Origin of the sequence: Halomonas marinisediminis (genome assembly GCF_004347715.1) — a bacterium.
In the GTDB taxonomy this organism is placed as follows: domain Bacteria; phylum Pseudomonadota; class Gammaproteobacteria; order Pseudomonadales; family Halomonadaceae; genus Halomonas; species Halomonas icarae.
In genome coordinates this window covers 1-252 of sequence record NZ_SLTR01000617.1, presented here as the reverse complement: position 1 = coordinate 252, position 252 = coordinate 1, and the positions used below count along the sequence as shown (strand labels likewise).

General features: G+C 65.1%; 1 protein-coding gene. It reads right to left on the bottom strand.

The window, feature by feature from the left end; translation table 11 throughout:
- Positions 1-252: ester cyclase (locus tag E0702_RS18020; RefSeq protein ID WP_165927637.1), on the bottom strand; the 252-nt coding region annotated here is incomplete at both ends.

The window sequence follows — 252 nt, the reverse complement described above, 5'->3', positions numbered from 1 at the left end:
CGAGGCCCTGCATCTTCAGGTAATGCAGCAGGTCGATGAACACCCAGTTCTCCGCCAGCTTGTCGCCCGCGCGGCGATAGATATCGACCACCCGCATGTCGGCAGGTGTGCCGGACCCGGGCAGGCCCAGAAACCCGCCCCTGGAGGTATTGGTGAGGTTCGGCCAGCCGAAGAACGCGCCATAGTTTCCCTCGGCCAGCCGTGCGACATGGCCGTTGAAGGTCTTGCCCCCCAGGCTCAGCCGGAAGGGGA